At 63.7% G+C, this 13691-nt stretch carries 12 protein-coding genes; 9 read left to right on the top strand and 3 right to left on the bottom strand.

The features are described from left to right. Positions 1-65 precede the first annotated feature (65 nt). From I5M_RS11055 to I5M_RS11035, 5 genes are read left to right on the top strand one after another with little or no spacing between them, the layout of a single operon-like run. The gene (locus I5M_RS11055) at positions 66-2342 is read left to right on the top strand and encodes a TonB-dependent siderophore receptor (RefSeq protein WP_244431972.1); all 2277 of its coding nucleotides are present in this window, start codon (positions 66-68) and stop codon (positions 2340-2342) included. A gap of 26 nt (positions 2343-2368) precedes the next feature. Beyond that, positions 2369-3058, top strand: coding sequence for a Fe2+-dependent dioxygenase (locus I5M_RS11050; RefSeq protein WP_022721461.1), 690 nt, complete (start codon positions 2369-2371; stop codon positions 3056-3058). Between the two features lie 35 nt (positions 3059-3093). After that, positions 3094-3876: a tonB-system energizer ExbB gene (exbB, locus tag I5M_RS11045; protein WP_376738676.1), complete on the top strand. Its 783-nt coding sequence runs from the start codon at positions 3094-3096 to the stop codon at positions 3874-3876. Positions 3877-3879: 3 nt separating this feature from the next. After that, the gene (gene exbD, locus I5M_RS11040) at positions 3880-4332 is read left to right on the top strand and encodes a TonB system transport protein ExbD (protein ID WP_022721459.1); all 453 of its coding nucleotides are present in this window, start codon (positions 3880-3882) and stop codon (positions 4330-4332) included. 11 nt (positions 4333-4343) lie between these two features. Then, the gene (locus I5M_RS11035) at positions 4344-5135 is read left to right on the top strand and encodes a TonB family protein (RefSeq protein ID WP_022721458.1); all 792 of its coding nucleotides are present in this window, start codon (positions 4344-4346) and stop codon (positions 5133-5135) included. A gap of 120 nt (positions 5136-5255) precedes the next feature. Here the strand turns inward: I5M_RS11035 and I5M_RS11030 are convergent, their stop codons facing one another. The 3 genes from I5M_RS11030 to I5M_RS11020 all read right to left on the bottom strand — a co-directional run bounded on the left by I5M_RS11030 (position 5256) and on the right by I5M_RS11020 (position 8850). Continuing rightward, on the bottom strand, positions 5256-6002 hold the full coding sequence (locus tag I5M_RS11030) for an SDR family NAD(P)-dependent oxidoreductase (protein ID WP_022721457.1): 747 nt from the start codon (positions 6000-6002) through the stop codon (positions 5256-5258). 170 nt (positions 6003-6172) lie between these two features. Next, positions 6173-6907, bottom strand: a complete 735-nt coding sequence (locus tag I5M_RS11025; protein WP_022721456.1) for an SDR family oxidoreductase — start codon at positions 6905-6907, stop codon at positions 6173-6175. 134 nt (positions 6908-7041) lie between these two features. Beyond that, positions 7042-8850, bottom strand: coding sequence for an IlvD/Edd family dehydratase (locus I5M_RS11020; protein WP_031336067.1), 1809 nt, complete (start codon positions 8848-8850; stop codon positions 7042-7044). A 249-nt stretch (positions 8851-9099) separates the two neighbouring features. Between I5M_RS11020 and I5M_RS11015 the strand changes: the two genes are divergently transcribed. From I5M_RS11015 to I5M_RS11000, 4 genes are all read left to right on the top strand, one after another. Next, positions 9100-10170, top strand: a complete 1071-nt coding sequence (locus I5M_RS11015) for an ABC transporter ATP-binding protein (RefSeq protein WP_022721454.1) — start codon at positions 9100-9102, stop codon at positions 10168-10170. 94 nt (positions 10171-10264) lie between these two features. Then, positions 10265-11590, top strand: coding sequence for an ABC transporter substrate-binding protein (locus tag I5M_RS11010; protein ID WP_022721453.1), 1326 nt, complete (start codon positions 10265-10267; stop codon positions 11588-11590). Positions 11591-11817: 227 nt separating this feature from the next. Beyond that, positions 11818-12765, top strand: coding sequence for a carbohydrate ABC transporter permease (locus I5M_RS11005; protein ID WP_022721452.1), 948 nt, complete (start codon positions 11818-11820; stop codon positions 12763-12765). A gap of 8 nt (positions 12766-12773) precedes the next feature. Then, positions 12774-13691 (top strand): carbohydrate ABC transporter permease (locus tag I5M_RS11000; RefSeq protein ID WP_022721451.1); only part of this gene is annotated, 918 nt, incomplete at its 3' end.

Below are 13691 nucleotides of genomic sequence, written 5' to 3'. Positions count from 1 at the left end.
CGATCAGGACGTGAAACGACGAATTCGATAGCCGTTACCGTCGCAAAGTGTCCGCGGTCGCCGGCATGATCGCGGTGGCGTCCATCGGCAGCGCGAAAGCGCAGCAAGCGCCTTTGCCGCCCGTCACCGTCGATGCCCCGGTGGCGCGGCCGAAGCCGGCCGCCGCACGGGCGACGCCCGATCAGGTTCGCGCCCGAACGGCGCTGCGCCGTGCGGCGCGCCGGACGCAGCCGGTGGCGGCGGCGCCGGTTCCGTTCCCCAACGCCGGCACGCTGTCTGCTGATCGCAACCCCTACGCGGACGCCGACGCGCCCTACAAGGTCGACCGGCTGTCCGGCACCAAGCTCACCGAGCCGGTGCTCAACACGCCGCGCACCGTCACAGTGCTGACCAAAGAACTGCTGGAGGACAAGAACGCGACCTCGCTGAAGGAGATCGGCCGTTCCACCGCCGGCGTGACGCTCGGCACGGGTGAGGGCGGCAATGCCTTCGGTGATCGGTTCTTCATCCGCGGCTTCGACGCCCGCAACGACGTGTTCATCGACGGCATCCGCGATCCGGCGGTGTCGATCCGCGAGAATTTCTTCACCGAGCAGGTCGAAATCCTGCGCGGCCCGGCCTCGACCTTGGCCGGCCGCGGCACCGCCGGCGGCGCCATCAACATCGTCACCAAGCAGGCCTCGACCGAGGGTAACTTCACCAATGCCGAGACCACCCTCGGCACCGACGCCACCAAGCGCTTCACCGTCGACACCAACCAGAAGATCAGCCCGACGCTGGCGGTGCGCTTCGATGGTTTGTATCAGCAGGCCAACGTCGCCGGCCGCAACTACGTCAACGACGATCGCTGGGGCACGCTCGGCGCCGTGAAGTGGACGCCGACCGACGCCATCAAGATCAACGCCAATTACGTCCACACCGATCTCAGCGGCCTGCCGGACTTCGGCGTGCCCTACAACACCGCGCTGCGGCTGCCCTCGACCAGCGTCAACGTTCCGCGCGACACCTATTACGGCTTCGTCAATCGCGACTTCCAGAAGGCGCAGCAGGATTTCGGCACCGTGACCGGCGAGTTCGCCATCACGCCCGACATCACGCTGTCGAACCGCTCCCGCGCCGAGCGTTCGGTGCTCGACTACATCGGCACGCTGCCGAGCAATCCGACCGCCACTACGGTCAATCTGTCGTCGCAGAGCCGCTATCAGGTCACCAACGTTCTGGCCAACCAGACCGACCTGACCTTCAAGTTCGACTCCGGTCCGATCAAGCATACGCTCGTGACCGGCGCCGAGGTGTCGCGAGAGCAGGTAATGCGCGACACCTATGCGGGCCTCACCTCCGAGCTCTCCGGCTTCCAAACCGGCGGCCGGTTGGTGGTGCCGCTGCTGGCGCCGCCTAATTTGTTCGATTTCTCCAATACGCCGCAGCGCGCCTACAACCCGACCTGGATCAATGTTGATACCAAATCGGCCTACGTGATCGAGACCGCGAATTGGCGCGATGTCGTCATCCTCAACGGCGGCCTGCGCTACGACGACTACAACATCAACGGTCAGAGCGCCGCGGCGAACACCAGCGTTCAGTCCGGGATGTGGAACTACAACGTCGGCGGCGTCTTCAAGCCTGTGCCGTTCGGCAGCCTGTACGCCGCTTACGCCACTTCGACCAACCCGGTCGGCGCCGAGCTCGATGCGTCGGGCACGGCCTATGGTGGCCTCGTCGTCAATAACACGACATTCCAGGCGCTGGCGCCGGAACAGAACAAGGCGTCGGAAGTCGGCACGAAGTGGGAGCTGTTCGATCGTCATCTGCTCCTGACTGCATCGCTGTTCGAGACCGAGAAGTCCAACGCCCGCGAAACGGTTGGTAACACCATTCTGGCAACCGGCGTGTACCGCGTCCGCGGTATCGATCTCGAAGCCGCCGGTAAGATCACCCAGCGCTGGAGCGTGTTCGGCGGTCTGGTGCTGATGGAAAGCAAAGTGCTGCAATCGATCGATCCGAATTCGGTCGGCGCGCAACTCGCCAACATCGCTCACCAGTCATTCAACCTGCTCAGCAAGTATCAGATCACCGACCAGTGGGAGCTGGGTGGTCAGGCCGTGTATGCCTCCAAGATCTACGGCGGCACCTTTGCGGCCATCAACGGCAACGTGCTGCCGGAGCACTGGCGGTTCGACGCCTTCGCCGAATTCAAGGTCGACAAGCACCTGACGGCGAAGCTGTCGGTCAACAACATCTTCAACACAACTTACTACGACGCGTTCTACCGCTCCAATTCGCCGTTCGTGTTCATCGCACCGGGTCGCTCGGTGTGGCTGACGCTGCGCGGATCGCTGTAGCGCGCGTTGTCTCGATCGGAACTGCAATGCTGGTTTGCGTGCCCGAAGTTCTCTCCAAGCATGAGGTGGCGGAATTCCGCCACCTCATGGATGCCGCCGATTGGGAGGACGGCCGTTCCACGGCCGGCGCGCAATCGGCGATGGTCAAGCGCAACGAACAGTTGCCACCCGACAGCGAACTCGCGCGCGCGCTCGGCAGGCGGATCGTATCGGCGCTGACCTCCAATCCAAAATTCGTCTCGGCGGCCGTGCCGTTGCAGATTTTCCCGCCGTTGTTCAATCGCTACGCGGCGACGGGCAATCACCATTTCGGCATCCACGTCGACAACGCGGTGCGCGGCGATCACCTCACCGGGATGCGTATCCGGACCGATCTGTCGGTCACGTTGTTTCTGGCCGAACCGGACGAATATGACGGCGGCGACCTCGTGATCGAGGACACCTACGGCTCGCACGAGGTCAAGCTGCCGGCCGGTGACGCCGTCCTGTATCCCTCGACCAGCCTGCACATGGTCACGCCGGTGACGCGCGGTGCCCGGGTGGCTTCTTTCTTCTGGTTGCAGAGCATGATACGAGACACCCAGGCGCGCAGCATGATCTACGATCTCGACAACGCCATTCAGGCCTTGGTCGAGCGGCTGGGTCGCGATGACCCTGAAACGGTCAAATTGACCGGTATCTATCACAACCTCATCCGCTACTGGGCCGAAGTATGAACGCACTGCATTCCCGCATCTTCCGCGTCGCCACGATGGTATCGGCGCTGGCTTTCACCACGTCGCCGACCCTCGCGCAGCAGGCGCTGCAGCCGGCCGGGACCTCGGCTTCGGTCGCACCCGGCCTCAGCGAATTGTCGCCGTGGACGATGTTTCTCAACGCCGACATTGTCGTCAAATTCGTCATGGTCGGGCTCGCCTGCGCGTCGGTGATCACCTGGACCATCTTCATTGCCAAGAAGATCGAAATCGGCCGAGCCCGTTTCCGCGTCCGCCGCGCGCTCAAGCAGATCGCCGAGTCGCGATCGCTCGCCGAAGCGCAACTGGCACTCGGCGATCGCGAAAGCGTGCTGTCGATGCTGCTCGCTGCGGCCATGCGTGAGGCGCGGTTGTCTGCGGGACTCTCCAGCGACGATGGCATCAAGGAGCGCGCTACTTCGAGCTTCTCCGAAATCACCCGCGCCGAAGCGCGGCATATGCGCGGCGGCATGGGCTTCCTCGCCACCATCGGCGCCACGGCGCCGTTCATCGGCCTGTTCGGCACGGTGTGGGGCATCATGAACAGCTTCATCGGCATTTCGAAATCGCAGACGACCAACCTTGCTGTGGTCGCGCCCGGCATCGCCGAGGCGCTGCTCGCCACCGCGATCGGCCTTGTCGCGGCCATCCCGGCCGTGATCATCTACAATCACTTTTCGCGTGACATCAAAGTCTATCTCGAAATGGTGGCGCGCGCCTCCGGCGCCGCCGGCCGTCTGTTGTCCCGCGATCTCGACCGCGCCCATGGTGGCGCGCATCGCTCGCGCGCGGCGGAGTAGGCGATGGCCGTCTCTCTCGGTAGTTCGGACGATCTCGACGACGATTTCGACGAGACCCACGAGATCAACGTCACGCCGTTCATCGACGTGATCCTGGTTCTGCTGATCATCTTCATGGTGGCTGCTCCGCTGTCGACGGTCGATCTGCCGGTCAGCCTGCCGACGTCGAGCGCGACGCCGCAGAAGCGCCCCGACAAGCCGACCTATGTGAGTATCAAGTCGGACCTCGCGGTCGCCATCGGCGAAAACCAGGTCAAGCGCGTCGACCTGATCAAGACACTCGAGACGATGCCCAACCTGACCAAGGACAGCTTCATCTTCCTGCGCGCCGATCGCGCCGTGCCGTATGGCGAACTGATGGATGTGCTGGAAACGCTGCGCGCCGGCGGCTTTCAGAAGATCAAGCTCGTGGCGCTGGAATCCTTGCCGGGTGCGCCGAAGCCGGACGCCCAATAATTGGCGATGTGATGGACCCCGACCACGCCCATAAGCCGTCACGGCGGATCTGGATCATCGCGGCAGTCGGCGCGATTGCGCTGCATGCCGGCGGTGTGGCGCTGGCGCTCGCGCATCGGGCCGACGATGCCGATCCCGATGCTTTGGGTGCGCCCGCGATCGAGGTCGGGCTGGAGATGATGTCACCCAAGCAGGAGGACACCGATCTGCCGCCGGGCCCCGAGACCGACGCATCGGCCGCGTCGCCGGCGCTCAACGAGCAGAAGGCCGAGGTCAAAGAAAGCGATCTGCCAAAAGATACGCCGCAGGAAACCGAAGAGCCCGACCGTGTCGTCTCGACCCAGGAGCCGAAGAAGGTCGACGAGGAGCAGAAGGAAAAGGCGGTCCAGCAGCAGCAGGCTTCGACCGAGTCGGTCGCGGCAGAAGCCACCGCGATGCCGAGCAACGACACCGCCAAGGAAGGTCCACGTTCGGTGGCGCCGGCGCAGGGCATCGGCAAGGCGGCCGCGCGTATTCGTGCGACCTGGCAGAAGGAGCTGGTCGCGTATCTCGACAAGCACAAGCGCTACCCGCAGCAGTCGGATCAGAAGAACGTTCGCATCGTGGTCGGCTTCGAGCTCGACCGTCTGGGTCACGTCATATCCAGCAAGATCGTCGAAAGCTCCGGCGACGCCGCCTTCGACGCCGCCGCGCTCGACATGATCAAGCGTTCCGACCCCGTCCCCGCGCCGCCGCCGCTGATCGCCGATGAGGGCCTGACCTTCAGCCTGCCGGTGATCTTCCGGACCAAGGGGAAGGGGTAGGGCGGCCTGCGCACCGCGCTCCCAATTGTACTTCACTAGGATTCGTTATTCTGCACTCCGCCAACGTTCGTCGTTCCGGGGCGCGCCGAAGGCGCGAACCCGGAATGGCGAAACGAGTGGTTAGTACGTCGCGCGCCCGCCCGAAATATCGAATACGGCGCCGGTCGAGAACGCGCAATCTTCCGAGGCCAGCCACGCCACCAGCGCGGCGACCTCTTCGACCAGCACGAAGCGGCCTTTCGGGATCTTCGACAGCATGAAGTCGATGTGCTGCTGGGTCATCTGGTCGAAGATGGCGGTCCGCGCGGCGGCGGGGGTGACGGCATTGGCGACTATGTCGTAGCTGGCGAGCTCCTTGCCCAGCGACTTGGTCAGTGCGATGACGCCGGCCTTCGAGGCCGAATAGTGCGCGGCGTTGGGGTTGCCTTCCTTGCCGGCGATCGAGGCGATGTTGACGATGCGGCCGTATTTGTGAGCGATCATCGCCGGCACGATCGACTTGCAGCAGATGAACGGGCCGTCGAGATTGAGCTTCAGCACCCGCTGCCATTCCGCGTAGTCGGTTTCCCACACCGTCTTGTTGACGCCGGCGATGCCGGCATTGTTGACCAGGATGTCGATCTTGGAAAACGCCGCCAGCGTCGCATCACGCGCCTTGTCGACAGCCACCGGATCGGTGACGTCGACCTGAACCGCGACGGCCGCATCGCCGATCTCCTTGGCGGTTTTCTCCGCCGTCGCAAGATCGTAGTCCCACAGCGCCACGCGTGCGCCCGATGCGACGAAGCGCTCGGCGATCGCGCGCCCAATGCCTTGCGCGCCGCCCGTGACAATGGCGCAGCGGTTATTGAGATCGATGTGGTTCATGGGTATTGCCCTCTATCTCAACCCAGAAATTCGTCCTCATGGTGAGGAGGCGCGAAGCGCCGTCTCGAACCATGAGGTGGCACGGCCTTGCCCTCAGCTCATCCTTCGAGACGGCTGCTACGCAGCCTCCTCAGGATGAGGACCATCGCGCAGCGGCGCGACATAAATGACTACAATGTCCAACCGCCGTCGATGATGTGAGCGACCCCGGTGGTGAAAGCGCTTTCGTCGCTCGCGAGATACACGGCGAGGGCGGCGATTTCCTCCGCGGTGCCGAGGCGGCCCATCGGCTGGCGTGACACGAACATGTCGCGGCCCTGCGGGCCGAGCGCGGCGGCGCGGCCCAGCATCGACGGCGTCTCGATCGTGCCCGGGCAGATCGCGTTGCAGCGGATGCCCTTGGTGATGAAGTCGGCCGCGACCGCGCGGGTCAGCGCGGCGACGGCGGCCTTGGTGGCGCCGTAGACGTAGCGGTTCGGTGCGGCTTTGTAGACACCGGCGGCGGAGGAGATGTTGACGATCGAGCCGCCGCCACGCTCCAGCATGCCGGGCAGGAACGCGCGGATCGTCCGATGCATCGACTTGACGTTGAGGTCGAACGAGAAGTCCCAGTCGGCATCCGAGCAGTCGAGCACCGTGCCGTGATGCACGAAGCCGGCGGCATTGAGCAGGATATCGACGGTGCCGACCCGCTTGGCCATCGCTTCGACCGCGGCGGTGTCACGGACGTCGAGCTTGGCGGTGTTGCTGATGCCGTCCTTCGCCAACGCGGCGAGGCCGGCCTCATCGATGTCGGTCGCGAACACTTCCGCGCCTTCGCGCGCAAAAGCGATCGCGCTGGCACGGCCGATGCCGGCCGCAGCGGCGGTGACGAAGGCGTGCTTGCCTTTCAGGCGATCAGTCATGTTGCTTCCTCCTGACGACGTCATGGCCGGGCTTGACCCGGCCATCCATCGTTCTTCGTTTGGTGATGGATGCACGGGTCGAGCCCGCGCATGACGATCTTAGTGGGGCACGTGCCGCACTCCACTCGAACCGGTTAATGATTATGCCGCGACACGCCGATCGTGCCGGCGATATCCTGGTAACGGGTGGCGAGTTCGAGGCAGGCACCGGTAGCGTGTTGGCCGACCGTGGCGCGATACAGTTCCTGCCACGGCGTCTGGTGCCTCGGGAATGCGAATCCGCCGGCAGCCTCGAGCTGCGTGCGCCGCTGCTTCAGTTCGTCATCCGAGATCAGGATGTCGGCGCTGCCCTTGTTGAGGTCGATGCGCACGCGGTCACCGGTCTTGAGCAACGCCAATCCGCCATTAGCGGCGGCTTCCGGCGTCGCGTTCAGGATCGAGGGCGATCCGGAGGTGCCGGACTGGCGGCCATCGCCGATACATGGCAGGGAGTGGATGCCGCGTTTGATCAGCGCTGCCGGCGGCTGCATGTTCACCACCTCGGCGCCGCCCGGATAGCCGATCGGGCCGGTACCGCGAATGAACAGGATGCAGTGCTCGTCGATGCCGAGCGACTCGTCGTCGATGCGGTGGTGATAGTCCTCCGGCCCCTCGAACACGATGGCGCGTCCCTCGAACGCGTTCGGGCTCTTCGGATCCGACAGGTAGCGCTCGCGGAATTCCAGGCTGATCACACTTGTTTTCATGATCGCGGAGTCGAACAGATTGCCGCGTAGCACCAGGAAACCGGCGTCGTGCACCAGCGGCGTCTCGTAGGTGTGGATGACGTCGCCGTCGGGGACAGCGGCGGTGGCGCAGTTCTCGCCCATGGTCTTGCCATTCACCGTCAGCGCGCCTTCGTGAATCTTGCCGTGCTTCATCAGCTCGCGGGTCACCGTCGGCACACCGCCGGCGCGGTGATACTCTTCGCCGAGGTAAGCGCCGGCCGGCTGCAGATTGACCAGCAGCGGAATCTTGTGGCCAACGCGCTCCCAGTCGTCGATCGAGAGCTCGACACCGATATGGCGGGCCAGCGCGTTGAGATGGATCGGCGCGTTCGTGGAGCCGCCGATCGCGGAGTTGACCACGATGGCGTTCTCGAACGCCTCGCGGGTCAAAATGTCGGACGGCTTGAGATCCTCCCAGACCATCTCCACCGCGCGCACGCCGGTGTCGTAAGCGATCTGGCCGCGCTCGCGATACGGCGCCGGAATAGCCGCGCAACCCGGCAGCGACATGCCGAGGGCTTCGGCCAGCGAGTTCATCGTCGACGCGGTGCCCATCGTGTTGCAATGGCCGACCGAGGGCGCCGAAGAGGCGACGATCTGCATGAATTCGTCATAGTCGATCTCGCCGGCAGCCAGCCGCTCGCGCGATTTCCACACCACCGTGCCCGAGCCGGTGCGCTCGCCATTATGCCAGCCATTGAGCATCGGGCCGCCGGATAGCACGATCGCCGGGATGTTCACCGTCGCGGCCGCCATCAGGCAGGCCGGCGTGGTCTTGTCGCAGCCGGTGGTGAGCACCACGCCGTCGAGCGGATAGCCGAACAGCACTTCGACCAGGCCGAGATAAGCGAGATTGCGATCGAGCGCAGCGGTCGGCCGTTTGCCGGTTTCCTGGATCGGATGCACCGGAAATTCCATTGCGAGGCCGCCGGCGGAACGGATGCCTTCGCGGACGCGATGTGCCAATTCGAGATGATGACGGTTACAAGGAGACAGGTCACTGCCGGTCTGGGCGATGCCGATGATCGGCTTGCCGGATTGCAATTCGGCGCGGGTCAGTCCGTAGTTCAGATAGCGCTCGAGATAGAGCGCGGTCATTCCCGGATTGTGCGGATCGTTGAACCATTGGGCAGAACGCAATTGGCGCCGGGCGGCCCCGGTTGTCGGCTTGTCCATCATATCTCCCAGCGCTTCTTCCGCAGTGCACACGCCCTTGATCGGGCGTCTTGAGCGTCTTCGACAATGCCGCTTCGCGCGGCGGCGCATGCTGGCATGTCCCTTTGCGCCGCGCAATTGCGTGTGCATCTGTCCGCGCTCAATTTGTCGGCGCGACACGCGCGAAAAATTCTGCTAAGACACGTGACAAATCAAAAGCCCGGCCGGCGGCAACGACCGCAATGAGCTGGGCATGATGGGAGGTGCTCGATGGCGTCGGTGCAGATCAGCGACGTACGCAAATCATTCGGCGGCTTCGAGGTCCTGCACGGTGTGACGGTTCCGATCGAGGACGGCGCCTTCGTGGTGCTGGTCGGTCCGTCGGGATGCGGGAAGTCCACGCTGCTGCGGATGCTGGCGGGACTCGAACGAATTACTTCCGGGACCATTTCGATCGGTGAGCGCGTCGTCAACGACGTGCAGCCGAAAGAGCGCGACATCGCCATGGTGTTCCAGAACTACGCGCTTTACCCGCACATGACCGTCGCCCAGAACATGGGCTTCTCGCTGAAGCTGCGCGGCGCCGATCAGAACGCCATCGACAGCAAGGTCAACCGCGCCGCCGATATTCTCGATCTGCGCCAGCTGCTGGATCGGTTTCCACGCCAACTTTCTGGTGGTCAGCGTCAGCGCGTCGCCATGGGGCGGGCGATCGTTCGCGACCCGCAGGTATTCCTGTTCGACGAGCCTTTGTCCAATCTCGACGCCAAGCTACGCGTGGCGATGCGCACCGAGATCAAGGAGCTGCATCAGCGGCTGAAGACCACGACAGTCTACGTCACCCACGACCAGATCGAAGCCATGACAATGGCCGACAAGATCGTGGTGATGCACGACGGCATCGTCGAGCAGATCGGCGCGCCGCTCGAGCTTTACGATCGCCCCGACAATAAATTCGTCGCCGGCTTCATCGGTTCGCCGGCGATGAATTTTCTAGACGGCACGCTCAAGGTCAATGGCGGCGCGCCTTATGTCGAGACCGCGAACGGCGCCAAGCTGCCGTTGGTCGATGCGCCGGCGGCAAGCAACGGCCGGCCGGTGAGCTACGGCATCCGGCCCGAGCATCTGGCGTTCGCCGACAGTGGTATCGAGGCGGAAGTCGCGGTGGTGGAGCCGACCGGCTCGGAAACCCAGATTGTCGCGCGGGTCGGCAATCAGGAAATGATCGCGGTGTTTCGCGAGCGTCATCCGATCGCTCCGGGCGATCGCATTCATCTGCAGCCGCGTCCCGACGTGGCGCATCTGTTCGATCGGGACAACGGCCAGCGGCTGCGCGCTTAGCTAACCACAGACAATAAGAATTGGTCGATCAACGAACCAATACGCCTGAACAAACAGGCGACCGAGGAAGCGACAAGGAAGGGAGTGAAGACAGATGACCGACCCCGTTTTCGATCGCCGCACGCTGCTCAAGGGCGGCGCCACCCTGCTGGCCGCCGCGGCGACGATGTCCGCCGATCAACTGCTCGGCTACGCCAAGGCGTGGGCGCAGGCCTCGCCGTGGAAGCCGGAAGCCGGCGCCAAGATCAATCTGCTGCGCTGGAAGCGCTTCGTGGAGGCCGAAGACACAGCCTTCATGAAGATCGTCGACGCCTTCCAGAAGGCCAACAACGTCACGATCAACGTCTCCAACGAGTCTTACGACGACATTCAGCCCAAGGCCTCGGTCGCCGCCAACACCGGGCAGGGGCTGGACATGGTGTGGGGGCTGTATTCGCTACCGTTCCTGTTCCCGAGCAAGTGCACCGACGTCAGCGACGTTGCCGATTATCTCGCCAAGAAGTGCGGGGGGTGGACCGACTCGGGCAAAACCTACGGCATGTACAACGGCAAGTGGATCGGCATCCCGGTCGCTGCCACCGGCGCGCTGATCAACTATCGCGTCGCCGCCGCCGAGAAGGCCGGCCACAAGGAATTCCCGAAGGACCTCGGCGGCTTCGCCGATCTGGTGAAGGGCCTCAACAAGAACGGGACGCCCGCCGGCATGGCCATGGGCCACGCCTCCGGCGACGCCAACACCTGGCTGTACTGGGCCCTGTGGTCGCATGGCGGCAATCTGATCGACAAGGACAACAAGGTCGTCATCAACTCGCCGGAGACCGCCAAGTCGCTGGAATACGTCAAGGGCCTGTACGATAACTTCATTCCCGGCACCGCGTCCTGGAACGACGCGTCGAACAACAAGGCGTTTCTCGCCGGTCAGCTCTATCTCACGGTCAACGGCATCTCGGTCTACGTCACGGCGAAGAAAGAGAACCAACAGATCGCCGACGACATGAACCACGCCCATCTGCCGGTCGGCACCGACGGCAAGAGCCGTGAGCTGCATCTCGGCTTCCCGATCCTGATCTTCAACTTCACCAAGTTCCCGCAGACCTGCAAGGCGTTCACCGCCTTCATGATGGAGCCGGAGCAGTTCAACCCCTGGGTCGAGGCGGCGCAGGGCTATCTGTCACCGTTCCTCAAGGACTACGAGAAGAACCCGATGTGGACCGCCGATCCGAAGAACACGCCGTATCGCGACGTCGCGGCGACGGCGATGTCGCCGGCCGGCGTCGGCCAGATGGGCGAGAACGCCGCCGCGGCGATCGCCGACTTCGTCGTCGTCGACATGTTCGCCAACTACTGCACCGGCCGCGAAGACGTAAAGACCGCGATGAGCAGCGCCGAACGCGCGGCCAAGCGCATCTTCAGGTCGTGAGGTGTTGAGACCAGGGGCCGGCGCCCGCGCCGGCCTCACGTTTTGGACAGAACACGAGTGACAGCGTTTCTTTTGTCATTCCGGGGCGCGCGAAGCGCGAACCCGGAATCCATACTCCCGGCGGTGGTTATGGATTCCGGGTTCGCGCCTGACGGCGCGCCCCGGAATGACGAACGCACAGGTGTCGCGCCTTGGCTGCGGCCTGACACAGCCGCACGGAGCTATGCATGACCACCATCCAGATGCAGGGGCAGACGCACAGCGGCCCCTCAACGTGGCAACGGCTGCGCACCAGCCGCAACTTCATTGCGCTGTGGTTCATGCTGCCGGCGGCGGCGTTCCTGATCCTGTTCCTGGCTTATCCGTTGTTCCTCGGCGTGTGGATGAGTTTCACCGACGCGCGCATCGGCCGCGCCGGCATCTTCGTCGGCCTCGAGAACTACGAATGGCTTTGGGGCGACAGCATCTTCTGGCTGTCGGTCTTCAACACCATCCTGTACACGACGGTCGCAAGCGCCATAAAATTCGCAGTCGGCCTTTATCTGGCGCTGCTGCTGAACCGGCACATGCCGTTCAAGGCGATCATTCGTGCCGCGGTGCTGGTGCCGTTCATCGTACCAACCGTACTGTCGGCGATCGCGTTCTGGTGGATCTACGACGCGCAGTTTTCGATCATTTCCTGGTCGCTGATCAAGCTCGGCGTCATCCACGAGAACATCAACTTTCTCGGCGACGACAATTGGGCGCGCGCCAGCGTGATCTTCGCCAATATCTGGCGCGGCGTGCCGTTCGTCGCCATCACGCTGCTGGCCGGCCTGCAGACGGTGTCGCCGTCGCTGTATGAAGCGGCGACGCTGGATGGTGCCACGGCGTGGCAGCGCTTCCGCTACATCACCTATCCGCTGCTGACGCCGATCATCGCCGTGGTGATGACGTTTTCGGTGCTGTTCACCTTCACGGACTTCCAGCTGATCTGGGCTTTGACGCGCGGCGGTCCGGTCAACGCCACGCACCTGATGGCGACGCTGAGCTATCAGCGCGGCATCCTGTCGGGCCGGCTCGGGGAGGGCGCGGCGATCGCCACCGCGATGATCCCGTTCCTGCTCGCCGCGATCGCGATTTCCTGGTTCGGCATGCAGCGCCGCAAGTGGCAGCAAGGAACCGACAATGATTGAGGCGCGCCATGACTGAGACCACAGCAGCCGATCCGCGCCTCGCCACCAAGGCAGCGGCGACGTTGGCGCAGACCGACGACAGCGAAGGCATGAGCTATCTCGAGTCGCTGCCGAAGCGACTCGTCACGCTTTATCTGCCGTTGTTCGTCATCCTCGTCGTCCTGCTGTTCCCGTTCTATTGGATGGGGCTGACCGCCATCAAACCCGACGAGCAACTCATCGACATGGAGCACTACAACCCGTTCTGGGTGGTGCACCCGACCTTCAAGCACATCGAGAAGCTGCTGTTCGAAACGCAGTATCCGCGCTGGCTGTGGAATACGATGTACGTCGCCGCGGCGTCGACGGTGCTATCCATTGCGGCCTCGGTGCTGGCGGCCTATGCGATCGTGCGGCTGCGCTTCCGCGGCGCCGACACGGTCGGCGGTCTGATTTTTCTGGCCTATCTGGTGCCGCCGTCGATCCTGTTCATCCCGCTGGCCTCGGTGATCCAGGCCTACGGCCTGTTCGACTCGCCGCTGTCGCTGATCCTGGTCTATCCGACGCTGCTGATCCCGTTCTCGACCTGGCTCCTGATGGGCTACTTCAAGACCATCCCGTTCGAGCTGGAAGAATGCGCGCTGATCGACGGCGCCTCGCGCTGGCAGATCCTGATCAAGATCATCATTCCGCTTGCGATCCCCGGACTGATCTCCGCCTTCATCTTCTGCTTCACGCTGTGCTGGAACGAGTTCATCTACGCGCTGACCTTCCTGCAATCGACGCAGAACAAGACCGTGCCGGTGGCGATCGTCAACGAATTCGTCGACGGCGACATCTACAAATGGGGCTCGCTGATGGCCGGCGCCCTGGTCGGCTCGCTGCCGCTGGTGATCTTGTATGCGTTTTTCGTCGAGCACTACGTCTCGGCGATACGGGGGCGGGAA

The sequence above is a fragment of the Rhodopseudomonas sp. B29 genome (assembly GCF_000333455.1).
Taxonomy (GTDB): Bacteria; Pseudomonadota; Alphaproteobacteria; order Rhizobiales; family Xanthobacteraceae; genus Rhodopseudomonas.
The sequence above is the reverse complement of the archived record's forward strand: the minus strand, read 5'-3'. Positions and strand labels throughout refer to the sequence as shown.

What these genes read in the sequence shown, in the direction of transcription:
- I5M_RS11055 (WP_244431972.1), top strand. Translation starts at nt 66, where the DNA reads ATGATCGCGGTGGCGTCCATCGGCAGCGCGAAAGCGCAGCAAGCGCCT.
- I5M_RS11050 (WP_022721461.1), top strand. Translation starts at nt 2,369, where the DNA reads ATGCTGGTTTGCGTGCCCGAAGTTCTCTCCAAGCATGAGGTGGCGGAA.
- exbB (WP_376738676.1), top strand. Translation starts at nt 3,094, where the DNA reads ATGGTATCGGCGCTGGCTTTCACCACGTCGCCGACCCTCGCGCAGCAG.
- exbD (WP_022721459.1), top strand. Translation starts at nt 3,880, where the DNA reads ATGGCCGTCTCTCTCGGTAGTTCGGACGATCTCGACGACGATTTCGAC.
- I5M_RS11035 (WP_022721458.1), top strand. Translation starts at nt 4,344, where the DNA reads ATGGACCCCGACCACGCCCATAAGCCGTCACGGCGGATCTGGATCATC.
- I5M_RS11030 (WP_022721457.1), bottom strand. Translation starts at nt 6,002, where the DNA reads ATGAACCACATCGATCTCAATAACCGCTGCGCCATTGTCACGGGCGGC.
- I5M_RS11025 (WP_022721456.1), bottom strand. Translation starts at nt 6,907, where the DNA reads ATGACTGATCGCCTGAAAGGCAAGCACGCCTTCGTCACCGCCGCTGCG.
- I5M_RS11020 (WP_031336067.1), bottom strand. Translation starts at nt 8,850, where the DNA reads ATGGACAAGCCGACAACCGGGGCCGCCCGGCGCCAATTGCGTTCTGCC.
- I5M_RS11015 (WP_022721454.1), top strand. Translation starts at nt 9,100, where the DNA reads ATGGCGTCGGTGCAGATCAGCGACGTACGCAAATCATTCGGCGGCTTC.
- I5M_RS11010 (WP_022721453.1), top strand. Translation starts at nt 10,265, where the DNA reads ATGACCGACCCCGTTTTCGATCGCCGCACGCTGCTCAAGGGCGGCGCC.
- I5M_RS11005 (WP_022721452.1), top strand. Translation starts at nt 11,818, where the DNA reads ATGACCACCATCCAGATGCAGGGGCAGACGCACAGCGGCCCCTCAACG.